This is a genomic window from Paraburkholderia sp. ZP32-5, from assembly GCF_021390495.1.
In the GTDB taxonomy this organism is placed as follows: domain Bacteria; phylum Pseudomonadota; class Gammaproteobacteria; order Burkholderiales; family Burkholderiaceae; genus Paraburkholderia.
On record NZ_JAJEJP010000002.1, the window covers coordinates 2,740,452 to 2,765,036 of the forward strand.

Consider the following 24,585-nt stretch of genomic DNA (forward strand, 5'->3'; position numbering starts at 1 on the left):
AGGTCAGAATGAACGCGGCAGCCCGAGAATATGCTCGGCTACGTACGAGAGAATCAGATTGGTCGAAATCGGCGCGACCTGGTAAAGACGCGTTTCGCGGAATTTGCGCTCCACGTCGTATTCGCACGCGAAGCCGAAGCCGCCGTGAAATTGCAGGCAGGCATTGGCCGCTTCCCACGATGCGTCCGCCGCGAGCAGCTTCGCCATGTTCGCCTGCGCGCCGCATGGCTCGTGCGCGTCGAAGCGGCGTGCCGCTTCGAAACGCATCAGGCTCGCCGCTTCGACATTGATGAACGAGCGCGCGATCGGAAACTGCACGCCCTGGTTCTGCCCGATCGGCCGGCCGAACACTACGCGCTCTTTCGCGTATTCGGTGACTTTGTCGACGAACCAGTAGCCGTCGCCGATGCATTCCGCGGCGATCAGCGTGCGCTCCGCGTTGAGTCCGTCGAGGATGTATTTGAAGCCCTGCCCTTCTTCGCCGATCAGATTCTCGGCGGGAATTTCGAGGTTGTCGAAGAACAGTTCGTTGGTCTCGTGATTGACCATGTTCAGAATCGGCTGCACGGTCAGACCGTGGCCGATCGCTTCGCGCAGATCGACGATAAAGATCGACATGCCCTCGGATTTCTTTTTCACGTCCGCGAGCGGCGTGGTGCGCGCAAGCAGAATCATCAGGTCCGAATGCTGGACACGCGAGATCCATACCTTCTGACCATTGATCACATAACGGTCGCCGCGCCGCTCGGCGGTGGTCTTGATCTTCGTCGTGTCGGTACCGGTGGTCGGCTCGGTCACGCCCATCGATTGCAGACGCAACTCGCCGCTCGCGATCCGCGGCAGATACTTGCGTTTCTGTTCTTCTGAACCGTGCCGCAGCAGCGTGCCCATGTTGTACATCTGGCCGTGACACGCACCCGAGTTACCACCGGCTCGATTGATTTCCTCCATGATCACCGAGGCTTCGGTCAGCCCGAGCCCCGAACCGCCAAACTCCTGCGGAATCAGCGCGGCGAGCCAGCCGGCCTTCGTCAGCGCGTCGACGAATTCTTCCGGATAGCCGCGCGCTTCGTCGATCTTGCGAAAGTACTCGCCGGAAAACTGCTGGCACAAATCGCGCACGGCCTCGCGAATGTCCTGAAACGAATCGTGTTGCGTGGTTTGCATAGTCGAGTCTCGTGGAATTCAGGCGAGTACGGCGGTCGCGCGCATCGTCAGATAGCCTTCGTGGTCCTTGGCCCATAGGTCGATAGTGTTGCCGTCGTCGGAAGGCTTGCCGCATACGGTGAACGGCTGGCCCGCGAAGGTCGGACGCAGCGCGCGAAACGCGAAACTCTGCAATGTCGCGCCCGGCAGTTCTCGACGCACGAGATCGACGAGTAGCGTTGCGATCAGCGGACCGTGCACGACGAGGCCCGGATAACCTTCGACCTGCGTCACGTACGGGTAGTCGTAGTGAATTCGATGGCCGTTGAAGGTCAGCGCCGAGTAGCGGAACAACATCACCGCGTCGGCATCGATCGTGCGGCGCCAGCTTTCGCCTTCGGGCGCGAGTGACGGCTGCTGCGGCCGCGCATCTTCCGGCGGAGCGTCGCGATAGACGATGTCGTGCTCTTCCTCGAGCTTCAGTTCGCCGTTCACTTCGATCGTGTGCTGCACTGTGACGAATACGAGGCGGCCCGAGCGGCCGGTCTTGTCTTCGATATTGGCGATCGTCGACGTGCGCCGCGCGCGTTCACCGACCGCGAGCGGCGCATGAAACGTGAGCCGGCCGCCGGCCCACATGCGACGCGGCAGCGGCACCGGCGGCAGGAAACCGCCGCGCTTCGGATGGCCGTCGGGACCGACTTCGGCTAATGGCGCGACGGGCAGAAAGTACAACCAATGCCATAGCGGCGGCACCGTGTGGCCGCTTTCGTTGCGATCGAGCGTCGCGGCGAGCGCTGTCAGTGGAAATGCGGTGATGTCGTCCTCGTCCACCTGCTGTTTGTCGAGCCAGTCATCGAGCTTCTCTGAGGGTGCGGACATCGGCGAAGTCTCCGGTATGGATGTTGAGCGTTATAGGGTCTTACTATGAACGACACACTGCGATCCGCGAAGTTTGTATTGCCTAATCGGGTCTTTGGCTTTCGTTAAGGCGTGGATCGAAAATGCCGCTTGACCTGGTAGTTTTACCGACGCAACGCGGTGTAAATCGGGCAGATGAAAGGCGGCGTGGCGCAGTCCATACCAATGCCGCCGACGTGGTGCGTTATCGGCTATCCGAGCCGCTATCCGCGCGGCTATTTGAGCCCGAGCCGTTTGGCGAGCCGGTTCAGATTGGCGCGGTCCAACCCCAGCTCGCGCGCGACCGCAGCCCAGTTCCGGTTATTGCGTTCCAGCGCGTCCTGCACGAGGTTTCGTTCGAACTCCGTCACCGCGCTGCGAAAGTCCTTCGTGTCGCTCTGCTGATTCTGTGTGGCCACCGGATTCTGTTCGCCGTCGCTGATGTCGGTCAACGCGAGATCCGCGGCGGTCAGCGTAAGAATGCGGCGGCGGTCGCGATTGGCCGCCAGCACCTTCAACGCGCTGCGTCCAATCAGATGTTCGAGTTCGCGTACATTGCCGGGCCACGTGTAGTGCAGCAACGCGGCCTGCGCGTCGGCCGCGAGACGCAGACTCAACAGACCGAGCCTCGAGCGGTTGTCTTCGAGAAAGAAGCCCGCGAGCAACAGCACGTCGCGGCCCCGCTCGCGCAACGGCGGCACACGCAACGGATAAACGCTGAGCCGGTGATAGAGGTCGGCACGAAAGCGCCCCGCGCGCACTTCTTCGGCGAGATCGCGATTCGTAGCGGCAATCAACCGCACGTCGACTCGATGTTCGTGGTCCGAGCCGATCCGTTGCAACTGGCCGTTCTGCAGCACGCGCAGCAGCTTCGCCTGCACCGCAAGCGGCAATTCGCCCACCTCGTCGAGAAAAATCGTGCCGCCGTCCGCGAGTTCGAACTTACCGCGCCGATCCGCCGACGCGCCAGAAAACGCGCCGCGCACATGGCCGAATAGTTCGCTTTCGACCAGCGTATCGGGCAACGCCGCGCAGTTCAGACTGACGAGCGGCTTGTTCGCACGCGGCGACAGCGCATGAATTGCGTTCGCAACCAGCTCCTTGCCGACGCCGGTCTCACCGGTCACGAGCACGGTCAGATCGCTGCCGGCCACCACTTCGATTTCCTTGACCATGCGGCGATGTGCATCGCTGCTGCCGATCATCTCGCGCCGGCTCTGACTGCTCGCCTGCCGATATGCCTCGGCGCGGCGCTGCGCCTCCTCGCCGTTGCGCGCCAATGCATCGATGCGTTCGACGACGCTGACGGTCGCGGCCGCGAGGCCGAGAAACGCCTGCAACGAGGCCATGTCGAGCGTGTCGAAGCGCGCCGGGTCCAACGCGTCGAGCGTCAGCAAACCCCACGGCTCGCCATGGATAAACAGCGGGCAGCCGAGGCAGTCGTGAACTTCGAGATGTCCGGCCGCCATGCCTTGCACGAGACCGTCATACGGATCGGGCAGATCGGAGTCGGCGGCAAAGCGGGTCGGCTCGGGCCGCGACAGCAGTTGCTGGAAACGCGGATGTTCGGCGACGCGAAAGCGTCGGCCGAGCGTGTCGCTGCTCAGGCCGTCGATCGCGAGCGGCACCAGCGTGTCGCCCTCGAGACGCAGCAGCGCGGCCGCATCGCCCGGAAACAGCGTGCGCAGGCTGCTCAGAAGACGCCGGTAACGCTCGCGGTCGGACAGCTCGCGCGACAGATCGAGGATCAACGGCGTCAGCACGTCGAGCACCGCTTCCGCAGTCAGATTGACTGCGTTATGAGTCTTTTCGACTAGAGTCGAATGAACCATCTCAATCACCAGAGCATTGATTTAATACGATTTTATATTTGGCACGGATTGTGATTATAGAAGCACGTCTGCCGAATCCGCCCTGAACCTTGCAGATAGACAGACTCTCAACGGACTTTCATCAGGACATTCATATGCTATCCGCCGAACACCGCGCCATTATCAAAGCAACCGTACCGCTCCTCGAAAGCGGAGGCGAGGCGCTGACCACGCATTTCTACTCCGTGATGCTCGACGAACATCCGGAAGTGCGTCCGATGTTCAATCTCGCGAATCAGGCCAGCGGCGCGCAGGCGCGCGCGCTGGCCAAAGGCGTGCTGATGTACGCACGTCATATCGATCAGCTCGAACAACTGGGCGGCCTCGTGTCGCAGATCATCAACAAGCACGTGTCGCTCAACGTGCAGCCCGAGCACTATCCGATCGTCGGCAAGTGCCTGTTGCGCGCCATTCGCGAAGTACTGGGCGCGGAAGTCGCGACCGATGCGGTGATCGAAGCGTGGGCCGCCGCTTATCAGCAACTCGCCGATCTGCTGAGCGGACTCGAAGAGAAGATTTACGCCGATCGCGAAGCTGCCCCGGGCGGCTGGCGCGGCACGCGGCTCTTCCGCGTCGCGCGCAAGGTGCGTGAAAGCGACGAGATCACGTCGTTCTATCTGCGTCCCGATGACGGCGGCGAATTGTTCGCGTTTCAGCCGGGGCAGTACATTGGCGTGCGTTTGATCATCGATGGCGAGGAAGTGCGCCGCAACTATTCGCTGTCGGCAATGAGCGATGGCCGCGAATATCGCATTAGCGTGAAACGTGAGCCGAATGGCACGGTGTCGAATTATCTGCATGAGCAGATCAACGAAAACGACGCGATCGAATTGTTCGCGCCGGCCGGTGAATTCACGCTTCAGCCGGGCGATAAGCCGTTGGTGCTGATCAGCGGCGGCGTGGGTATCACGCCGACGATGGCGATGTTGCAAGCCGCGTTGAAGACCAACCGTCCGGTGCATTTCATTCACGCGGCCCGTCATGGCGGCGTGCACGCATTCCGCGGTGCGATCGAGGCACTGGCCGCGCGCCATCCGCAACTGAAGCGCTTCTATTGCTACGAGCAGCGCCGCGCGGGTGATGCCGATGCGCATGAAATCGGCTATCTCGACGAAACGCGTCTGAAGAAGTGGTTGCCGGAAACGCGCGACGTCGATGTGTATTTCCTCGGGCCGGTCGCGTTCATGAAGGCGATCAAGAAAGGGCTGAAGGCGATCGGTGTGCCCGAATCGCAGAGCCGTTACGAGTTCTTCGGGCCGGCTAGCGCGCTCGAATAACACGGCGAGTACGCGTTTTCTTTGAATCGTTGAGAAGCGTCGATGCCGGGGATGAAGTAGCGAACGGCATCGCGCTGCTCAACATGTTCGAAGATTCGCACACGCCTTTTCAATGTGCTTCAGGCGGATCCGGCCTTGTAAACACAGGAGGAAATCCGCCGCCGCCGTGCACTAGTTCTCCCTTCTGCGGCGAAACACCCACCAGCCCGCCAGCCCGGTAAAGCCCGCGACCAGCAAAACCATCACCCAGAAGCCGTTCTTGTTTTCGGCAAGCGGAACCCCGCCGACATTCATGCCGAAGAAACCCGCAACGATATTGATCGGCATTGCCAGCACCGTGACGAGCGTCAGCGTGAACAGCGTGCGGTTGTTCTGCGCGTCGAGGCGCGACGTGATTTCTTCCTGCAGCAATCTGACCCGCTCGATCAACCCTGCCACGTCCGATAGAACGACCGAGAACTCTTCCGTCGATTCGCGCAGATCCTGTACGTCTTCCTGATGAAGCCAACGCGGTGGTTTGGCCAGCAGGCGAAAAATCGCACCGGGTTCGGGGGCGAGCATTCTTTGCAGACGGGTCAGCGTTCGACGCATTGCGCCGAGATCGAGCCGGTTCTGCGTCGGCCGCTGCGACAGGAAACGATCTTCGATGCGGTCGACGTCAGTACTGGTTCGGCGCACGATCTGCACGAGCAGATCCGCCTGGTCGCGCATCAGATGCACCAGCAGTTCGACCGGCGATCTGAATATCTCGCCGTCCCGTACGGATGCGCGCAAGCGGTCGATCGAACGCAATGGCTTCAGACGCGCCGTGACGATGATCCGCTTATGCGCGTAAATCCACAGCGTCGCGATTTCGGACGGGATAAATTCGAGGTTGAACATCACGTCGTTGACGACCGCGCGCAGCGCACCGTCCGCGTGTTCGATCCGTGTCGAATGCGAACCTTCCTTCAGTGCTTCGAAGAACGTTTCCGGCAAATCGAGCTGCGTTCTCATCCAGCGCTCGCTCGCGCTGTGCGCGAGATTGAAATGGAGCCACAGGAATTCGCCGCCGTCTTTCGCAGCCGGGCCCGCGTCATCCTCGTTGTCGCGAAACCATTCGACGACTTCGTCGGCGTCGATCGGCTGCCCCGCAAGCGTCGGCGAAAAACGGAAACCGCAAACCATGCCGGACGAGTCCGCGCCGTAGGTCTGCAATAACAGATCAGATCTCATAGGTCACTCAACGCCTGCTTGCCGAACGGAATCCCTGAGCATAGCGTGGCCGCGTGAAAGAGGGTTAACGCGCGCGCTTTCCGGCGTCGTATTGGCGAATCGCGGTAGCTGGTGTGTCATGACAACGTCATGTGAGCGCGGTAGATGGTGCAGCGGCTGGCCGGGTTATCTGGGCAGCACCGTGCACCCGTCGTTGTGCCCGCGATTTCTGGCCCGTAAACGCAGAAACCCCACCGCATTGGGTGGGGTTTCTGTCTTGAGGGGAGCCTGACGATTACCTACTTTCACACGGGCAATCCGCACTATCATCGGCGTGGAGTCGTTTCACGGTCCTGTTCGGGATGGGAAGGGGTGGGACCGACTCGCTATGGTCATCAGGCATGACGGGTTGCTGCGTCGCTGGGGGTTGGAGTCAACCGGTGAGCGCCACAGCCAATCGGGAAGAAGCGTAAAGGATTCGTGTGTGAATCGTGTTGGGGGGTTGTGTTGGTTCTGGCACAACACTGATCTCAACCGTGCGTCCTGTCACCTCCTGTGGAGGTTCGTATCCCCTTCGGGGATCGGACATCCGTAAGTGCTGAAGCACTAACGGTTGTCGAGACACACCTGTTATAGGATCAAGCCTTACGGGCAATTAGTATCAGTTAGCTCAGTACATTACTGTACGTGCACACCTGACCTATCAACGTCCTGGTCTTGAACGACCCTTCAAGGGGCTTAAAGCCCCGGGGATATCTCATCTCAAGGCGAGTTTCCCGCTTAGATGCTTTCAGCGGTTATCTCTTCCGAACATAGCTACCCGGCGATGCCACTGGCGTGACAACCGGTACACCAGAGGTTCGTCCACTCCGGTCCTCTCGTACTAGGAGCAGGTCCCTTCAAATATCCAGCGCCCACGGCAGATAGGGACCAAACTGTCTCACGACGTTTTAAACCCAGCTCACGTACCTCTTTAAATGGCGAACAGCCATACCCTTGGGACCGGCTACAGCCCCAGGATGAGATGAGCCGACATCGAGGTGCCAAACACCGCCGTCGATATGAACTCTTGGGCGGTATCAGCCTGTTATCCCCAGAGTACCTTTTATCCGTTGAGCGATGGCCCTTCCATACAGAACCACCGGATCACTATGACCTGCTTTCGCACCTGTTCGACTTGTCAGTCTCACAGTCAAGCACGCTTATGCCATTGCACTATCAGCACGATTTCCGACCGTACCTAGCGTACCTTCGTACTCCTCCGTTACACTTTGGGAGGAGACCGCCCCAGTCAAACTGCCTACCATGCACTGTCCCCGATCCGGATTACGGACCAAGGTTAGAACCTCAAACAGATCAGGGTGGTATTTCAAGGACGGCTCCACTGAGACTAGCGTCCCAGCTTCAAAGCCTCCCACCTATCCTACACAGACCGGTTCAAAGTCCAATGCAAAGCTACAGTAAAGGTTCATGGGGTCTTTCCGTCTAGCCGCGGGGAGATTGCATCATCACAAACACTTCAACTTCGCTGAGTCTCGGGAGGAGACAGTGTGGCCATCGTTACGCCATTCGTGCAGGTCGGAACTTACCCGACAAGGAATTTCGCTACCTTAGGACCGTTATAGTTACGGCCGCCGTTTACCGGGACTTCAATCAGGAGCTTGCACCCCATCATTTAATCTTCCGGCACCGGGCAGGCGTCACACCCTATACGTCCACTTTCGTGTTTGCAGAGTGCTGTGTTTTTATTAAACAGTCGCAGCCACCAGTTTATTGCAACCCTTTCACCCTTCTGGCGCAGGCCAGTCAAGCTACAAGGGCGTACCTTATCCCGAAGTTACGGTACCAATTTGCCGAGTTCCTTCTCCCGAGTTCTCTCAAGCGCCTTAGAATACTCATCTCGCCCACCTGTGTCGGTTTGCGGTACGGTCACTGTGAAACTGAAGCTTAGAGGCTTTTCCTGGAACCCCTTCCAGTTGCTTCGCGACCTAAGTCGCTCGCGCCACACCCTTGAATCCTGCGCCCGGATTTGCCAAAGCGCCTTCTCCAATGCAGCGACCGGGACTTCCAACACCCGGACAACCTTCCGCGATCCGTCCCCCCATCGCATTTCACAATGGTGCAGAAATATTAATCTGCTTCCCATCAGCTACGCATTTCTGCCTCGCCTTAGGGGCCGACTCACCCTACGCCGATGAACGTTGCGTAGGAAACCTTGGGCTTACGGCGAGGGGGCCTTTCACCCCCTTTATCGCTACTCATGTCAGCATTCGCACTTCCGATACCTCCAGCACACTTTCCAGTGCACCTTCGCAGGCTTACGGAACGCTCTCCTACCATGCATATAAATATGCATCCGCAGCTTCGGTATATGACTTAGCCCCGTTACATCTTCCGCGCAGGACGACTCGATCAGTGAGCTATTACGCTTTCTTTAAAGGATGGCTGCTTCTAAGCCAACCTCCTGACTGTTTTAGCCTTCCCACTTCGTTTCCCACTTAGTCATATTTGGGGACCTTAGCTGGCGGTCTGGGTTGTTTCCCTCTTGACACCGGACGTTAGCACCCGATGTCTGTCTCCCGTGATTGCACTCTTCGGTATTCGGAGTTTGCTATGGCGTAGTAATCCGCAATGGACCCCACAACCATGACAGTGCTCTACCCCCGAAGGTGATACACGAGGCACTACCTAAATAGTTTTCGGAGAGAACCAGCTATTTCCAGGTTTGTTTAGCCTTTCACCCCTATCCACAGCTCATCCCCTAACTTTTCAACGTTAGTGGGTTCGGTCCTCCAGCACGTGTTACCGTGCCTTCAACCTGGCCATGGATAGATCACCTGGTTTCGGGTCTACACCCAGCGACTGGACGCCCTGTTCGGACTCGCTTTCGCTACGCCTGCCCTAATCGGTTAAGCTTGCCACTGAATGTAAGTCGCTGACCCATTATACAAAAGGTACGCCGTCACCCCTTGCGAGGCTCCGACTGTTTGTATGCATGCGGTTTCAGGATCTGTTTCACTCCCCTCCCGGGGTTCTTTTCGCCTTTCCCTCACGGTACTGGTTCACTATCGGTCGATCACGAGTATTTAGCCTTGGAGGATGGTCCCCCCATCTTCAGACAGGATTTCACGTGTCCCGCCCTACTTGTCGTACACCCAGTTCTTTCCCGCTGTTTTCGTCTACAGGGCTATCACCTGCTATGGCCGCACTTTCCAGAGCGTTCGACTAACAATGAGAATAAAGAGTACAGGCTGATCCCATTTCGCTCGCCACTACTTTGGGAATCTCGGTTGATTTCTTTTCCTGCGGTTACTTAGATGTTTCAGTTCACCGCGTTCGCTTCACGTAGCCTATGTATTCAGCTACGGATACCTCATAAGAGGTGGGTTTCCCCATTCGGACATCTCCGGATCAATGCTCGTTTGCCAGCTCCCCGGAGCTTTTCGCAGGCTACCGCGTCCTTCATCGCCTGTGATCGCCAAGGCATCCACCACATGCACTTGTTCGCTTGACCCTATAACGGGTATGTCTCATCTCGAGACGCACTCGCTACAGGTTGAGTATTCGTGTTGCGCCGTATTCCAAAGCGATCTTTCGATCACTTAAAAATACATCGATACAATCACAACCCTGATTCACCTACTCACGCACCCATCTCTAAGTACGCTTTCGTGAATCTCTTTACTACTTCTTCCTGATTGTTAAAGAACGACAGCCGATTATGAGTTGCCTCATATCGCTCTGACTGGCTCAATCGCCAATGCGAAGTACTCAGCATCGCTTCATGCTGAACCCTTGGCATTGAGGATTGGTGGAGGATGACGGGATCGAACCGACGACCCCCTGCTTGCAAAGCAGGTGCTCTCCCAGCTGAGCTAATCCCCCAGTCATGCAACAGACAGATACCTCATCCGTTCAGCCCCAGCGGGTCTTCAGCCAGCACCACAGACAGGCACTGGTGGGTCTGGATGGATTCGAACCATCGACCCCCGCCTTATCAAGACGGTGCTCTAACCGACTGAGCTACAGACCCCTGAGTCTGTCTGATCTTCTTCTAACTACAGCCGATAAGCGTGAGCGCTTCGATGTCAGAACACGCGGGCTCTGGAAAGGAGGTGATCCAGCCGCACCTTCCGATACGGCTACCTTGTTACGACTTCACCCCAGTCATGAATCCTACCGTGGTGACCGTCCTCCTTGCGGTTAGACTAGCCACTTCTGGTAAAACCCACTCCCATGGTGTGACGGGCGGTGTGTACAAGACCCGGGAACGTATTCACCGCGGCATGCTGATCCGCGATTACTAGCGATTCCAGCTTCACGCACTCGAGTTGCAGAGTGCGATCCGGACTACGATCGGTTTTCTGGGATTGGCTCCACCTCGCGGCTTGGCAACCCTCTGTTCCGACCATTGTATGACGTGTGAAGCCCTACCCATAAGGGCCATGAGGACTTGACGTCATCCCCACCTTCCTCCGGTTTGTCACCGGCAGTCTCCCTGGAGTGCTCTTGCGTAGCAACTAGGGACAAGGGTTGCGCTCGTTGCGGGACTTAACCCAACATCTCACGACACGAGCTGACGACAGCCATGCAGCACCTGTGTTACGGCTCCCTTTCGGGCACATCCACCTCTCAGCGGACTTCCGTACATGTCAAGGGTAGGTAAGGTTTTTCGCGTTGCATCGAATTAATCCACATCATCCACCGCTTGTGCGGGTCCCCGTCAATTCCTTTGAGTTTTAATCTTGCGACCGTACTCCCCAGGCGGTCAACTTCACGCGTTAGCTACGTTACCAAGCCAATGAAGGCCCGACAACCAGTTGACATCGTTTAGGGCGTGGACTACCAGGGTATCTAATCCTGTTTGCTCCCCACGCTTTCGTGCATGAGCGTCAGTATTGGCCCAGGGGGCTGCCTTCGCCATCGGTATTCCTCCACATCTCTACGCATTTCACTGCTACACGTGGAATTCTACCCCCCTCTGCCATACTCAAGCCCGCCAGTCACAAATGCAGTTCCCAGGTTAAGCCCGGGGATTTCACATCTGTCTTAACGAACCGCCTGCGCACGCTTTACGCCCAGTAATTCCGATTAACGCTCGCACCCTACGTATTACCGCGGCTGCTGGCACGTAGTTAGCCGGTGCTTATTCTTCCGGTACCGTCATCCTCCAGAGGTATTAACCCCGAAGTTTTCTTTCCGGACAAAAGTGCTTTACAACCCGAAGGCCTTCTTCACACACGCGGCATTGCTGGATCAGGGTTGCCCCCATTGTCCAAAATTCCCCACTGCTGCCTCCCGTAGGAGTCTGGGCCGTGTCTCAGTCCCAGTGTGGCTGGTCGTCCTCTCAGACCAGCTACAGATCGTCGGCTTGGTAGGCCTTTACCCCACCAACTACCTAATCTGCCATCGGCCGCCCCTTGAGCGCGAGGTCCGAAGATCCCCCGCTTTCCTCCACAGAGCGTATGCGGTATTAATCCGGCTTTCGCCGGGCTATCCCCCACTCCAGGACACGTTCCGATGTATTACTCACCCGTTCGCCACTCGCCACCAGGATTGCTCCCGTGCTGCCGTCCGACTTGCATGTGTAAGGCATGCCGCCAGCGTTCAATCTGAGCCAGGATCAAACTCTTCAGTTCAAACCTGTTACTGTTTTTCGGTTTCGTTAGAAACCGGTCGCTCACTCAACGTACTGACGATGATCAGCCTGTCTTTCAACAGGCAAACCTTCCTTCAATTACTGTGTGAGGCTTCTGATACTTTTGCCATCGCCGGCCCCGAAGAACCGGCTGCGCATTCCGCATCAAGCGCCCACACTTATCGGCTGTTAGTTTTTAAAGAACATTTGCTTGAAAGCTCTGCTTTCTTCGCGTCCGTCATCAAACGGGAGGCGAATTATGCGATGCGGCCTGTACCCCGTCAACCCCTTCTGTCATTTATTTTTCAAACAATTGTGGAGCACAAAAAATAAGCACTCTCGGAAAGAGACGCAAATGAGCTGAACATCTCACTCGCTCGAGCCGAGAAGAATTGAAGGAGTGTCGGAAGAAAAGGCCCACTGGCAATGAAGCTGGCAGCCGCGCGCACACTGACTCATGCGAAGCACACCCGTACTGGAGAGATGCAATGCAAAAGTACTGCCAGTCAGAAAAGCACAAGAAGTACTCTGAAGTACTCAATCGGAGGAAGCATGAAAGCTATTCCGCAGACTTTTCCACAGAAAATGGGAACAAGCCTGTGGATAACCGCTCCACAACCGCGCCAAGCACTTGAAATAAAAAGGTTCTCGCTCACTGCGAGCAAAGCGTGACCGCCTGCGCAATCACGCTTCGCTATCAACCTCATGCCGACTTAATCACCACGCGTGCATTCGTACGCATCAACGCGCTGCGCTCGACCAGCGCGCCGAACAGCAGCCCGATCGTCGTCCACATGATGACCTGCATGCCGATCGCCGCGACCCGGAATTTCCACAGCAATACCGCGGGGAACGTCGCGGGCACTTCGTTGATGACGGGCATCGACAACTGCACGGCCGCGATAATCACGACGAACACGAGCCCCGCGACAATCGATCCGTTCCACGCGCCCAGCTTCGCGACCGCACGGCGGCGCACCTTCAGCGAAAACACCATCGTCGCCAGCGAAATCGCAATCATCAGAAAGAACAGACCCGTGCGCGTGCCGATCGTCTCCGGGTCACCGACCGAAGGTGGATTGGCCGGATACTTGATATTCGGCACGATCACCAGCGTAATAAACGCGCCGAGCGCGAGCCACGCGGACAACGCGCGCACACTCAATGCGCCCACCCGTCCATATGCGTATGCGAACACCAGCGAGAACAGTCCGCCAAACGCCACGCCATACGCGACCACGCCGGTCAGCAGGCCGAAACCGGCTTGCGTCTCGCGACTCACGAGTTCGGGTTCGGGTGCCTCGCCGCGCGCGGCGGCGGCTTTCTCTTCGAATGAAATGGCCTGATCGACCTGCGGTTCGCCCACGATTCGCGCGAACGTGAACGTGAGCAAGCCCGCGACGATGCCCGCGAGCATCCCGCGCACCAACAATTTGCCTACCATGTCAGGCTCCGTTAGTGGCAGGGGAAGCCGAGCAGATGGCGGCCGTCGTGTACGAACTCATGCACGTACATACCCGGCACGAGCGACGTGGCACCCTCTTCCGCACCAACGAAGTAAAGCGCGAGCAACAACAGCAAACCGCCGAACACCACCCACGGCAGCAATTCGCGCAAAGGGATCGGTGTGGGCTGGGCTGCTGGCTGCGCAGCGGGATCGAAAACAGCTTCGGTCATGATGGACATCTCCTGGGGTAACGCGCCCCGAAAATAGATTGCTAGGGAATGGTGCGAAGCTCAGGTCTGGCTTTCGGCTGTTTTGACTTGCAATGCCGATTACAGTGGCGCGACCGCGCCGGGCTCTCACCGGCTTCCGTGCTTCGCAGCGCCACCATTCTACGCGCTAAACTCCAGCGGCCGTGATAGCTTCATCGACGTTCGCGGCCTGCTGGCGAAGCCGTCAAGCCGGGCAGCACAGCAATCTGAAAACACACAATGGATACGCGACTGCTACTGATAAGCCGCGCGGCGACGCCCGCGCAGCGCGCGGGACGCTTCCCCGCCGACGACCCGCTCGACGCACGCGGCCGCGCCGAAGCCGAAGCCGCGCGCGCACGTCTTGCACTTCCCACTGACGCCATCGCATTCGTGAGCCCGGCCGTCTGCGCACGCGAGACCGCCGCGGCGCTCGGCCTCGTCGCAGCGTCTGTCGATGCGTTGGCGGATATGAACTACGGCGACTGGCGTGGAAGACGTCTCGCGGAGATTGTCGCCGAAGCGCCGCGCGAACTCGCCGCGTGGACGCGCGAGCCCGACGCAGCGCCGCCCAGTGGAGAGTCGTTCAGTCAGCTCGTGCGGCGAGTCGGCACATGGCTCGACACAGCGGAGCTAAATGACACCGCAAGCAATGCGGCAAACGAGGAAAGCGGGCAAAGCGAAGCGAAGCCCGACACATCGACCCACGTACGCACGATAGTTGCCGTCACACACGCTCCGTTGCTGCGAGCCGCAATCGTGTACGCGCTCGGCGCATCGCCGGCGGTGTTTTCGCGCATCGAGATCGCGCCGCTATCGGTCGTCGAATTACGCCGCTCGCGACGCGGCTGGACATGGTGGCCTGCCGCTATCGTTTGAAGAAGTCAGCCGATGCAGCGTGGCCGCCGCAAAAAAACGCAACGGCGACGCAACGCGCAACCTCACGACAAACACCTTCCACGCCCCACCCGCTACTTCCCCGACACCACGAGCCGCAATCGATTTGCGCCCTGCGGCGTCAACGTGATCTCGGTGCGTCGGTCCTTCGCGCCGAGATAAAAGTGCTGACGTGCCGGCGAATTCTGATCATGCGTCGCATCGGGTAGACACGACGCGATATCGGCGGCCACCGCCTGCAACGCGTCGACGTTCGAGCCGGCCGCCTGATGCGGCGTCCACGAACATTGGAAACCGTGCTGCGCGGTCGCGCATTGCGCGTCATCGCCATAGGGTTGCGCGACACCTTTGCCATCGTCGGGCGATAGTGACGCGAAGCCGTCGGGCGCGGCAGCCACGATCCGTTTGAGCGCGGCGCAGGGGCGCGGCGAATCGTCGGCGGACGCACTGCACGGCAACAGCACGCACAACGATGCCGTGGCCAGCGCGAGAGCAGAGAGTCGATACGGTCTCATGTTCGGCGTGAAGGTTTGAAGTTAGAAAGTTTGAAACGCGTCGGCGGTATGTCGCTCGCGCTACGAAAGATGCGAAAGGCGTGAGGTACGGAACGTGCAGAAGACCTCGAACCGACAACAGCACGCTACATGCCACACGTGTCCACGTAACCGCTAGCGCCCAGCCGCCAGTCGGCACGCAAATTGCGTGTCCACTCCGCCCCACGGAAGTCACCGCCCATTGGCGGCCCGTAGACGCAACCGAGGACGCCCTACTCACAATTGCCATACGCGCCCAAAAATCATGTCGACCACACATGCCACCCCGGCCGCCCGTCTTGCCTCGGGCATCGAAGGAATCGATGACATTCTCGGCGGCGGTTTCACGCCGAACCGCATGTACCTGGTGGAAGGCTCACCCGGCACGGGTAAAACCACCCTCGCGTTGCAATTCTTACTCAAGGGCCTCGAAGAAGGGCAATCGGGCCTCTACATCACGCTGTCCGAAACGCGTGCCGAGCTGCTTGCGATCGGCGAGAGCCACGGCTGGGATCTGAGCCGTTTTACGATCCTCGAACAGATGCCCGAGCAGGGGCTCGAGCCGCAGTACGAGCAAACCGTGTTGCATCCGGCCGAAGTCGAACTCGGTGAAAGCATCCGTAACGTGATCCAGCAGGCCGACCGGTTGAAGCCCGCGCGCATCGTGCTCGACAGTCTTTCCGAATTGCGGCTGCTGTCGGAGAATCCGCTGCGCTATCGCCGGCAGATTCTCGCGCTCAAGCGCCATTTTTCGACGCGCGAATGCACGGTGCTGCTGCTCGACGATATGTCGTCCGATCCGGCCGGCGTGCAACTTCATAGCATCGTGCATGGCGTAATCCGGCTCGACAACGTCGCGCACGATTACGGCGGCAACCGGCGCCGGCTGCGCGTCGTCAAGATGCGCGGCATCAAATTCCGCGAGGGCTTCCACGACTTCACGCTGGACACGGGCGGCCTGCGCGTCTACCCGCGCCTCGTCGCGGCCGAGCATCACAGCGACTTCGGGACGCGGCCGGTCAGCACCGGCACGCCGGGGTTCGACACGCTGCTCGGCGGCGGCCTGATCCCCGGTACGAATGCGCTCGTGATCGGTCCGTCGGGGGTCGGCAAGACCACCACGGTGGTGTCGTGTCTGATCGCGGCGCTCGCGCGCGGCGAGCGCTGCGCCTACTACGTGTTCGACGAAACACTCGCTACGTTGATGGGCCGCTGCGCGGCGCTCGGCATGCCGCTCGAACCGCATATCGAAAGCGGCCTGCTGCGGCTGCGCCAGATCGATCCGGCGGAAATCTCGCCGGGGCAACTATCGAACGACGTGCGCTACGCAGTCGAAGAACAGGGCGTGCGCTACGTCGCGGTCGACAGCCTGAACGCGTATTTGCAAGCGATGCCCGGCGAGCGCTATCTGCTGCTGCATATGCATGAACTGCTCGGTTATCTGAACCAGCAAGGCGTGATCACGATGCTGGTGCTCGGCCAGCATGGCGTGATCGGCGAAGTGCAAACCGACATCGACATCAGCTATCTCAGCGACGTGGTCGTGCTATTCCGCTACTTCGAGCATCACGGCGAGGTGCTGACGGCGGTGACCACCGTGAAGAGCCGCGCGAACGAGCATGAGCACACGATCCATCAGTTCCGGCTCGGCGCCCAGGGTGTCGAGGTCGGCGAAGCGCTGCGCGACTTCGAGGGAATACTGTCAGGCTTGCCCGCGTATCGCGGCAGCACTGCAATGCTCGGCGCGTCGAGCGCGCTCATCGATACATCCGGACACTAGACCATGGAACAGCGCGTCCTGATCCTCGCGCCGTTCGGGCGAGATGCCGATGTGATCGCGGCGGTCCTGCACAACGACGCGCGCGAGTGCATGGCATGCGGCGACGCCGGCGCGCTCGCTACCCAGCTGGACGCCGGCGCCGGCACCGCGCTGCTCACCGAGGAAGCGCTCGCGAACGGACATGCAATGAACCTGTTCGCGTGGCTCGAACGGCAGCCCGCATGGTCGGACTTTCCGTTTATCTTGCTCGCCGCGCCGAGTCTCTCCCGCCGCTCCGCACGCGGACTCGAGGTACTGGAGCGGCTCGGCAACGTGGTCGTGCTCGAACGTCCGCTCAATTCGGAGACGTTGCGCCGCGCGGTCACGTCGTCGTTGCGAGCGCGCTCGCGACAATACGAATCGCGGCGCCTGCTGTCCGATCGCATCGACGCGCAGAACGCGCTCGTGCAACTGAACGATTCGCTGGAGAGCCGCATATCCGCGCGCACGCACGAACTCGCATCCGCCAACAACCGCTTGATGGCCGAGATCCACGAACGCGCGAAGGTACAAGCAGTGCTCGTGCAGTCGCAGAAGATGGAAGCGCTCGGTCAGTTGACCGGCGGCATCGCGCACGACTTCAACAATCTGCTGAACGTGATCATGGTCAACGCGGAGCTGATCGCGCGCGTGAGCAGCGACGAGCGCATCCGCGGCATGGCGACCACCGTCAAACGCGCGACCGAACGCGGCGCGAAACTGACGGGCCAGTTGCTGACCTTCTCGCGCAACAGCAATCCCGATCTGAAAGCAGTCGATGTGGCCGCGCTGCTGCAAGGCATGCGCGACATCATCGCGGTATCGCTCGGCTCGGGTATTCGCTATAGCAACGAATTCGAGCGCAGCGAAATGTGGACGCAGGCCGATGCCAATCAGCTCGAACTCGCGGTGCTCAATCTCGCGATCAACGCGCGCGATGCGATGCCAGCCGGCGGCGAGCTCGACATTCGCGTAAAGACGCATGACGCCCCCGATGAAACGCTGCGGCAAGGCCGTTACGTGGTGATCGAAGTCACCGATACCGGCTCGGGCATCCCGCCGGAAGTCGTATCACGCGTGTTCGATCCGTTCTTCACGACCAAGCCAGTCGGCAAAGGCACCGGGCTCGGCCTGAGCCAGGTGTACGGCATCGCGCGGCAGGCGGGCGGCGCCGCGCGCATCTTCAGCGAGGAAGGCGTGGGCACCACGGTGCAGATCTGGCTGCCATGGCGCGAGCGCGTGGCGAGACCGATCGAGGCGGAAGCCGGCGCCGAAGCAAGCGCCACCGGCGACAAACACGTACTCGTCGTCGAAGACGACGGCGAAGTGCGCGCAATGCTCGTTGAATCGTTGCGCATGCTCGGCTATACAGTGACCGAGGCCGCCGACGGGCAAACCGGCCTGCAGCATTTGCGCGACAACCATCCCGATCTGCTGATGGTCGATTTCGCGATGCCCGGCATGAACGGCATCGACGTGATCTCCGAAGCCCGCAAGCTGCGCGCCGATTTGCCGGTGATACTCGCAACCGGCTACGCGGACGTCGATATCACGGGTCTTGCAGTCAAGCGTTGCACGATCCTGCGCAAGCCGTTCCAGCTCGACGATCTGGCGCGCACGGTGCGGCTCGTGCTGGCGGCATGAAGTTGGCTACATAAAGTTGGCCACATAAGGCGCGCAATGCACGAGCCAACAAGACTGTAAGCAAACGCAGCCGGCGCCGATTTAACGCCACTGTCGCATTCGTACCGCACACTTCGCGGGCACGGTAGTCATTTCCGATTCAATAGTTTGCTAACGAATCTTTTGGAAATACAATACCGGCCATGTCGAATCTCGAGGCCTTGCGCCGCACCGTCAGCAGCACGCTGGTCGTCGCCGCCAGAAAATGGCGGCGCACGAGTCATGACGTGCTGTCGGCATTCAATGTTTCGGAAGCGTGCGCGACGCCGCTTCTGATCGCCAGTCGTCTCGGCTCGGCGGTGCGTCAGGTCACGCTCGCGGATCACGTGGGTATCGAAGGGCCGTCGCTCGTGCGGCTGCTCGACCAGCTATGCGCGGCCGGCCTGATGCGCCGCGACGAAGATCCCGAAGACCGCCGCGCGAAAACCGTCGTGCTGACCGATGAAGGCCGCGCCGTCACCGCGCAGATGGAAGAGGAACTGGTTACGTTGCGCGCGCAAGCGCTTAAGGGTGTATCGCGCGGCGATCTGGAAGCCGCGTTGCGGGTGTTCGCGGCATTTACGTCGGACGAGCCGGCAAAGCGCGACAGCACGGTGAAACGCGCGGCGCCGGAAAAACGCGCACCGCGCGCGGCCAAAACCGGCCAGGTTCGCAAAACCAGCGCAACAGCCAAAGTCACCGCCAAACCCACCGCCAACACCGCCGCCAAACCCCGCCGCACTGCTACAGCAAGCAAGTCCACCAAACGCGGCGCCCGCGCAACGGCATCGCACAACGCCGAATCCGCGTAACGGTTTATGGTCTATCCCACCCTTCGCGACTGGCTGTTCTCGGTCAAGACTTTCGCGGCCGCGATGCTCGCGCTGTACATCGGCCTTGCGTTCGAATTGCCGCGGCCATACTGGGCGATGGCCACCGTGTACATCGTGTCGAATCCGTTCGTCGGCGCGACCCGTTCCAAGGCGATCTATCGCGCGCTCGGCACCGCGCTCGGCGCGGCCGGCGCGGTGCTGCTGGTGCCGCCGTTCGTCGAATCGCCGTATCTGTTCAGCGTGATCGTCGCGACATGGGTCGGCACGATGCTTTACTTCGCGGTGTCCGACCGCACCGCGCGCAGCTATGTGTTCATGCTGTCCGCCTATACGATGCCGATCATCGCGCTGCCGTCGGTGACGAATCCCGCCGGCATCTTCGATCTCGCGGTCAGCCGCACCGAGGAAATCACGCTCGGCATCGTGTGCGCGAGCATCGTCGGCAGCGCGCTGTTTCCGAGCCGGCTCGCGCCGACCATCATCGAGCGCACCGACGCATGGTTTCGCGATGCGGCGTTCTATGCGAGCGAAACGCTGTCCGGCCGCATCGCGAGCACGGCGATCTCGGGCGCGCGGCAGCGGATCGCCAGCACCATCAACGGTCTCGAACTGCTGCTGAGCCAGTTGGCCTACGATCACACGCGGCCCGACGTGCTTGCGCGCGCACACGAACTGCGCGGACGCATGCAGTTGCTGCTGCCGATGATGTCATCGCTCGCCGACCCGCTGCTCGCGCTCTACAACAACGGCAAGGACAGCTGGCCCGAAGGGCTCGACGCGCTGCTCGCCGATGTGATCAAGTGGTTCAACCAGCCGCTGCCCGCCGTCAGCGAGGGCTATCACCCGGACGAAACCGCCAACGCGCTGCGCGAACGCATCGCCGTGATGCGTCCGCCCGCCGCCGCGCTCGCGCACTGGGATGGCGCGCTGCTATCGAACGCGCTGTGGCGCCTGAAGCAGGTGATCGACGTGTGGCAGGACTGCCGCTCGCTGCGCATCATCATCACGCGCGAGGAAGGGTCGTGGCGGCCGCACTTCCGTCACTGGCGGCTCGGCGGCACCGAGCGCTTCTACGATCGCGGCATGATGCTGTTCGCGACGGTGTCGGCGGGCGCCGCGGTGATCCTCGCGTGCGTGCTGTGGATCAGCTCGGGCTGGAACGACGGTGCGAGCGCGGTCACGCTCGCGGCAGTGGCCTGCTGCTTCTTCGCCGCGCTCGACGAACCCGCGCCGCTCGTGTTCCGCTTCTTTCTCGCGACCGGCGTCAGCGTGGTGGCCGCGGGTCTTTATCTGTTCGTCGTGCTGCCGCAGGTGCACGACTTTCCGATGCTGGTGATCCTGTTCGCGGCGCCGTTCATTCTGGTCGGCACGCTGATTCCGCGTCCGCAATTCAACATGGTGACGGTGCTGGTCGCCGTGAATACCGCGACATTCATCAGCATTCAGGATGCTTACGACGCAAACTTCCTGACGTTCATGAACGCGAATCTCGCGGGCCTCGCCGGCCTGCTGTATGCGTATCTATGGACTCGCGTGACGCGCCCGTTCGGTGCCGAACTCGCCGCGGCGCGGCTGTTGCGTTCGAGCTGGGCCGACGTCGCGCTCACCGCGTCGACCGAGCCGATCGAGGATCCGCGCAATCTCGCCGCGCGCATGCTCGACCGTCTGATGCAACTGATCCCGCGTGTCAGCGCCACCGACGATCATCGTCATCCGTCGATCGAAAGCTTCCGCGATCTGCGCATCGCATTCAATGCGCTGGACTTGCGGCGCCTCATGCGCAAGCTCAGCGGCGAAGTGCCGGATGCGATCGAGCATGTGCTCGATGGAGTGCGTACATACTACGAAAGCTGTATCAACAGCCATCGGCGCGAGCCGGTGCCGGCAAGTCTGATGGCGTCGATCGATCGAGCCGTCGCGCGCGTGACCGTGCAAGGGCTCGCGAATGCCGCGACGCCGACCGAGACCTCGCCGACTTCCGCGCGCCAGTTGCGCGATGCGCTGCACGCGCTGGTCGGCTTGCGTCTTTCGCTGTTTCCGGCCACGCTCACGAAACCGACGCCGACCGAACCGGAGGCCGCCACGTGACCACTCCTGTCGTTCGTCCCGCCGTTTACGCTTTCGCGCGTGCGTTTGCGCAACCCACTCCATCCCTTTCCAGTTCCCGCGATGATCGGTGAAATCGATATCTTCGGCGTATTCGTGCCGTCCGTGCTGGTGCTGATGTTGGTCGCGTATCTGATCAACCTCGCGATCCGCACGGTGCTCGCGTACGTCGGCTTTTACCGCTTCGTCTGGCATCGCTCCGTCTTCGATCTCGGCATCTACGTGCTGGTGCTGGGCCTTGTCGTCGTCGTTTCGCACAAGCTAATAACGTGAAAAAAACCTGGTTCTCCGTCGGTCAGATCCTGCTGACCCTGATCGTCGTCGTGATCGCAGCACTCGTGCTGTGGAAACTGGTCGCCTATTACATGTTCGCGCCATGGACCCGCGACGGTCACGTGCGCGCCGACGTGATCCAGGTCGCGCCGGATGTCTCGGGGCTGATTTCCACGGTCGACGTCGCCGACAACCAGCAGGTCAAGCAAGGCCAGGTGCTGTTCGTGATCGACCAGGCGCGCTACACGCTCGCATTGCGCCAGGCCGAAGCGACCATGCTGCAACGTAACGCGACACTCGCGCAGGCGCGCCGCGAATACGCGCGTAATCAGAAGCTCGGCAACCTCGTCGCCGCCGAAGTACTCGAAGAAAGCCGCTCGCGCGTCGAAGCGGGTGAAGCCGCGCTTGCGGAAACGAAAGTGGCAATCGACACCGCTCGGCTCAATCTCGAACGCGCGACGATCAAAAGCCCGGTCGACGGTTATCTGAACGACCGCGCGCCGCGCGTCGGCGAATTCGTCGCGGCGGGCCGCGCGGTGGTGTCGGTGGTCGACATGCATTCGTTCCGCGTCGACGGCTACTTCGAGGAAACCAAGCTGCGCGGTATCGACATCGGCCAGCCGGTCGATATCACCGTGATGGGCGAGCCGACGCCGCTGCGCGGACACGTGCAGAGCATCGTCGCCGGTATCGAGGACCGCGACCGCACGCAGGGCTCGAACCTGCTGCCGAACGTGAACCCGGCGTTCAGCTGGGTGCGGCTCGCGCAACGCATTCCGGTGCGCGTCGCGCTCGATGAAGTCCCCGCTGATTTCCGCATGATCGCCGGACGCACGGCGACGGTGTCGGTGCGGGATCTGTCGCCGGTCAGAAGGCGGCCAGTGTCGGGCACGGGCGCGGCTTCGGGCAGCGTGGCGGCTTCGGCTGCTGCCGTAGCACCGGGGTCGGCGGTCGCTTCCGGTTCCGCTGCGTCGGCCGCGGCTTCGTCGGGCGCGTCGCAATGAAACTCGCACGCACCTTGTCTTCGCTGCCACGGCTGCCCGCGCGGTTGCCGTTGCTGCCGATGTTGCCGCTATTGCCGCTGGCGATTGCGTTGAGCGGCTGCATCAACGTCGGCCCCAACTACACCGTGCCGAAGCAGGCGCTCGTCAACGCGCCGCTTGCCAACGGAGAGATCGAAGGCGCCGATCCGAAGCTGACGTCGACGCTGAACCCACCGGCCGTCTGGTGGAAGCTCTACGACGATCCGGTGCTCAACAACCTCGTCGACGAAGCACTGAAGTCGAATACCAATCTGCGCGTCGCGGCTGCAAATCTCGCCCGCTCGCGCGAAGCGCTCGGCGTCGCTCAGGCACAGGGCGGCTTTTCGGGTAAAGCGTCGGTCGCCATCGAACGCGCGCAGGAATCGGCCGAACAGTATCTGCTGTTCGAGAAATTGCCGGTCGCGAACGAAGGCGACATGGGCATCAGCATCGCGTACGAATTCGATCTGTTCGGCAAGCTGCGCCGTGGCGTCGAAGCCGCGCAGGCAGACGCCGAGGCCGTCGAGGCGGCCGGCGACATCGCACGCATCACGGTGGTCGCGGACGTGGTGCGCGCATACGTCGAGCAATGCTCGGCCGCCGAGGAATTGCGTATCGCGCAGCAATCGCTCGCGCTGCAGAAACAGCGCGTGGACGTATCGCGCCGGTTGCGCGACGCGGGCCGTGGCAACCAGACCGACGTGACGCGCGGTCAGACCCAGGTCGAAAATCTCGCCGCGGATATCCCGCGCTATATGGCGCGCCGCAAGATCGCGCAATACCAGCTCGCGGCGCTGCTCGCGCGCGCGCCGTCCGATCTGCCGCCGGCCGTGCTAGCGTGTGACCGGCTTCCGCAGCTTCATCAACCGATTCCGATTGGCGACGGCACCGCGCTGCTCCGTCGCCGCCCGGATATCCGCGAAGCCGAGCGTCAACTGGCGGCGGCGACCGCGCGCATCGGCGTCGCGACCGGCGCACTGTATCCGACCGTCAGCATCGGCGCGTCGGCCGGCTATACCGGCATTCTCGAAGACATCCCCACGCTGCCGACCGCGCGCTGGGCGTTCGGCCCGCTGATCAGTTGGACCTTCCCGACCAACGGCGCGCGCGGCCGCGTGCGCGAGGCGCAAGCCTCCAGCCAGGTCGCGCTTGCGAAGTTCGACGGCGCGGTGCTCACCGCGTTGCGCGAAACCGAGACCAACCTCGCGACCTACGCGTCCGACTACGCGCGCACCGATTCGCTGCGCGCGGCGCTGCAGTCGGCAACGCAATCAGCAGACGAAACGCACCGGCTGTACCGCGCCGGGCGCGAATCGTTTATCTCCGATCTCGACGCGACGCGCACGCTGACGGCGGCGAAGTCGCAACTCGCGGCGGCGGAGGGACAGGTGGCGCTCGATCAGGTGAATCTGTTCCTGTCGCTTGGCGGCGGCTGGGAAGCAGGCGGCCGCAGCACTGCGGGTGAGGCGGCGAAGACTGTGCCGGTGGCGACGTCCACGGGCACCGCCCCGGCGACGCCGCCTGCAACGACCACGTCAGCCAAAGCCCCCTAAAAAAACCTTTCAATTTATTTTTGACAAACTTTCTTTTCGCTTTCATTTAGCGTTAAATACGTGACACCACTACACGCTACGGGGTCACGTATGTCGCCATTCATGCAGGGTGCAGTCACACTGGGCGGATGTATCGGTATCTTCACGGCAGTGGTCGCCGTGGTCGAGATGCTGGCTAATTGAGCTG

Annotated in this window: 17 protein-coding genes, 2 tRNA genes and 3 rRNA genes; 10 read left to right on the forward strand and 12 right to left on the reverse strand. The window is 60.9% G+C overall.

The window, feature by feature from the left end; translation table 11 throughout:
* Nucleotides 1-3 precede the first annotated feature (3 nt).
* From L0U82_RS31020 to norR, 3 genes are all read right to left on the reverse strand, one after another.
* Nucleotides 4-1,167 (reverse strand): acyl-CoA dehydrogenase family protein, encoded by a 1,164-nt coding sequence (locus tag L0U82_RS31020; RefSeq protein ID WP_233837018.1) that lies wholly within the window; start codon nt 1,165-1,167, stop codon nt 4-6.
* Between the two features lie 18 nt (nt 1,168-1,185).
* Entirely contained in the window at nt 1,186-2,028 is an 843-nt protein-coding gene (locus L0U82_RS31025; RefSeq protein WP_233837019.1) for an FAS1-like dehydratase domain-containing protein, read from the reverse strand.
* A gap of 254 nt (nt 2,029-2,282) precedes the next feature.
* Nucleotides 2,283-3,878, reverse strand: coding sequence for a nitric oxide reductase transcriptional regulator NorR (norR, locus tag L0U82_RS31030; protein WP_233837020.1), 1,596 nt, complete (start codon nt 3,876-3,878; stop codon nt 2,283-2,285).
* 134 nt (nt 3,879-4,012) lie between these two features.
* Between norR and hmpA the strand changes: the two genes are divergently transcribed.
* Nucleotides 4,013-5,194: an NO-inducible flavohemoprotein gene (hmpA, locus tag L0U82_RS31035; protein ID WP_233837021.1), complete on the forward strand. Its 1,182-nt coding sequence runs from the start codon at nt 4,013-4,015 to the stop codon at nt 5,192-5,194.
* 171 nt (nt 5,195-5,365) lie between these two features.
* Here the strand turns inward: hmpA and L0U82_RS31040 are convergent, their stop codons facing one another.
* From L0U82_RS31040 to L0U82_RS31065, 6 genes are all read right to left on the reverse strand, one after another.
* Nucleotides 5,366-6,409, reverse strand: coding sequence for a transporter (locus L0U82_RS31040; RefSeq protein WP_233837022.1), 1,044 nt, complete (start codon nt 6,407-6,409; stop codon nt 5,366-5,368).
* Nucleotides 6,410-6,674: 265 nt separating this feature from the next.
* A 5S ribosomal RNA gene (rrf, locus tag L0U82_RS31045) occupies nt 6,675-6,788 on the reverse strand.
* Nucleotides 6,789-7,022: 234 nt separating this feature from the next.
* A 23S ribosomal RNA gene (locus L0U82_RS31050) occupies nt 7,023-9,902 on the reverse strand.
* A gap of 295 nt (nt 9,903-10,197) precedes the next feature.
* Nucleotides 10,198-10,273 (reverse strand) — tRNA-Ala (locus L0U82_RS31055).
* A gap of 71 nt (nt 10,274-10,344) precedes the next feature.
* Nucleotides 10,345-10,421: transfer RNA gene (locus L0U82_RS31060), tRNA-Ile, on the reverse strand.
* 75 nt (nt 10,422-10,496) lie between these two features.
* Nucleotides 10,497-12,027 (reverse strand): 16S ribosomal RNA (locus tag L0U82_RS31065).
* The 16S, 23S and 5S rRNA genes sit together here with 2 tRNA genes alongside, the layout of an rRNA operon.
* A 59-nt stretch (nt 12,028-12,086) precedes the next feature.
* Between L0U82_RS31065 and L0U82_RS31070 the strand changes: the two genes are divergently transcribed.
* Nucleotides 12,087-12,359 carry a hypothetical protein gene (locus L0U82_RS31070; protein WP_233837023.1) on the forward strand — a complete coding sequence of 91 codons (273 nt, stop codon included), beginning with the start codon at nt 12,087-12,089 and terminating at the stop codon, nt 12,357-12,359.
* A gap of 370 nt (nt 12,360-12,729) precedes the next feature.
* On the opposite strand, the gene L0U82_RS31075 is transcribed toward L0U82_RS31070, so the two are convergent.
* The gene (locus L0U82_RS31075; RefSeq protein WP_233837024.1) at nt 12,730-13,470 is read right to left on the reverse strand and encodes a CbtA family protein; all 741 of its coding nucleotides are present in this window, start codon (nt 13,468-13,470) and stop codon (nt 12,730-12,732) included.
* A gap of 11 nt (nt 13,471-13,481) precedes the next feature.
* A complete protein-coding gene (locus L0U82_RS31080) occupies nt 13,482-13,703 on the reverse strand; it encodes a CbtB domain-containing protein (protein WP_233837026.1) in 222 nt (73 codons plus the stop codon).
* Nucleotides 13,704-13,961: 258 nt separating this feature from the next.
* Here L0U82_RS31080 and L0U82_RS31085 point away from each other — a divergent pair, with 258 nt between their 5' ends.
* Nucleotides 13,962-14,600, forward strand: a complete 639-nt coding sequence (locus tag L0U82_RS31085) for a histidine phosphatase family protein (RefSeq protein ID WP_233837028.1) — start codon at nt 13,962-13,964, stop codon at nt 14,598-14,600.
* A 92-nt stretch (nt 14,601-14,692) separates the two neighbouring features.
* Here L0U82_RS31085 and L0U82_RS31090 read toward each other — a convergent pair whose 3' ends face one another.
* Nucleotides 14,693-15,133 (reverse strand): hypothetical protein, encoded by a 441-nt coding sequence (locus tag L0U82_RS31090; RefSeq protein ID WP_233837030.1) that lies wholly within the window; start codon nt 15,131-15,133, stop codon nt 14,693-14,695.
* Between the two features lie 283 nt (nt 15,134-15,416).
* Here L0U82_RS31090 and L0U82_RS31095 point away from each other — a divergent pair, with 283 nt between their 5' ends.
* The 7 genes from L0U82_RS31095 to L0U82_RS31125 all read left to right on the forward strand — a co-directional run bounded on the left by L0U82_RS31095 (nt 15,417) and on the right by L0U82_RS31125 (nt 24,398).
* Nucleotides 15,417-16,931: an ATPase domain-containing protein gene (locus L0U82_RS31095; RefSeq protein ID WP_233837032.1), complete on the forward strand. Its 1,515-nt coding sequence runs from the start codon at nt 15,417-15,419 to the stop codon at nt 16,929-16,931.
* 3 nt (nt 16,932-16,934) lie between these two features.
* On the forward strand, nt 16,935-18,593 hold the full coding sequence (locus tag L0U82_RS31100; RefSeq protein WP_233837034.1) for an ATP-binding protein: 1,659 nt from the start codon (nt 16,935-16,937) through the stop codon (nt 18,591-18,593).
* A gap of 182 nt (nt 18,594-18,775) precedes the next feature.
* A complete protein-coding gene (locus L0U82_RS31105) occupies nt 18,776-19,423 on the forward strand; it encodes a MarR family winged helix-turn-helix transcriptional regulator (RefSeq protein WP_233837036.1) in 648 nt (215 codons plus the stop codon).
* Nucleotides 19,424-19,429: 6 nt separating this feature from the next.
* Nucleotides 19,430-21,532 carry an FUSC family protein gene (locus L0U82_RS31110; RefSeq protein WP_233837037.1) on the forward strand — a complete coding sequence of 701 codons (2,103 nt, stop codon included), beginning with the start codon at nt 19,430-19,432 and terminating at the stop codon, nt 21,530-21,532.
* An 81-nt stretch (nt 21,533-21,613) separates the two neighbouring features.
* A complete protein-coding gene (locus tag L0U82_RS31115; RefSeq protein WP_233837038.1) occupies nt 21,614-21,823 on the forward strand; it encodes a DUF1656 domain-containing protein in 210 nt (69 codons plus the stop codon).
* Nucleotides 21,820-22,827, forward strand: coding sequence for an efflux RND transporter periplasmic adaptor subunit (locus tag L0U82_RS31120; RefSeq protein ID WP_233837039.1), 1,008 nt, complete (start codon nt 21,820-21,822; stop codon nt 22,825-22,827). The genes L0U82_RS31115 and L0U82_RS31120 overlap by 4 nt, the downstream gene beginning before the upstream one ends.
* Nucleotides 22,824-24,398, forward strand: coding sequence for an efflux transporter outer membrane subunit (locus L0U82_RS31125; RefSeq protein WP_233837040.1), 1,575 nt, complete (start codon nt 22,824-22,826; stop codon nt 24,396-24,398). The genes L0U82_RS31120 and L0U82_RS31125 overlap by 4 nt, the downstream gene beginning before the upstream one ends.
* The last annotated feature ends 187 nt before the right edge of the window (nt 24,399-24,585 follow it).